Origin of the sequence: Brevundimonas sp. SPF441 (genome assembly GCF_009661015.1) — a bacterium.
Classification (GTDB): Bacteria; Pseudomonadota; Alphaproteobacteria; order Caulobacterales; family Caulobacteraceae; genus Brevundimonas; species Brevundimonas vesicularis.
Genome location: NZ_WJWX01000057.1, coordinates 1 through 670 on the forward strand (window position 1 = coordinate 1; position 670 = coordinate 670).

At 64.2% G+C, this 670-nt stretch carries 1 protein-coding gene; it reads left to right on the forward strand.

Going from position 1 to position 670, the window contains the following annotated elements; genetic code table 11:
- Window positions 1–225: 225 nt before the first annotated feature.
- A partial coding sequence (locus GGC30_RS16165) for a hypothetical protein (protein WP_228763796.1) occupies window positions 226–670 on the forward strand: 445 nt, incomplete at its 3' end.

Sequence of the window (670 nt, forward strand, 5' to 3'; positions counted from 1 at the left end):
CAACCTGGCCGCCAACGCCAACTCCACCAGCGCCAGCCACGGCGCCTGGAAGTCGGCCATGGCCCTGAACGTGAACATCCCCGTTCCGTCCAAGTCGCTGCTCGCCGGCGCCTATGAAGGCCAGCTGTCCGTCAACATCCAAGCCTTCTGATCTCCAGAACGACTTGAAAATAGAGGGCGTCGACACCGCGTCGGCGCCCACTTCTCGTTAAAGGGAGAACTACTGTGAAGCTTCAAGCTCTTCTCGCCGGCGTCGCCGCTCTGGCGCTGACCGCCGCCCCGGCTCTGGCCGGCAACCCGATCTATCAAGGCTCTGCCAGCGGCCCGTATGACGCCAACGGCAATGCGCAAAGCACCATCGGCACCTACACCGGCACGGCTCAGCTGAACCTGGCCCAAAACTACGTCAACGGCCCGAACAACCAGGGCGACGTTTCGCTGCTGCTGATCACGGGCGGCGCCGCCAACAACAACGGCACGGCGTCGAACAACGACGGCGCGACCTTCACCCTGAAGGGCGCTGTGTCGACGGACTGCGCCTACTACACCGGCAACGCCTCGACCACGATCGACTTCGGCACCATCGGCATCTACGCCTCGGACGACACCGGCCCGGCCAACGCCTTTGACATGACCGCTCCGGCCAACGTCACCATCGACACCAACCTGG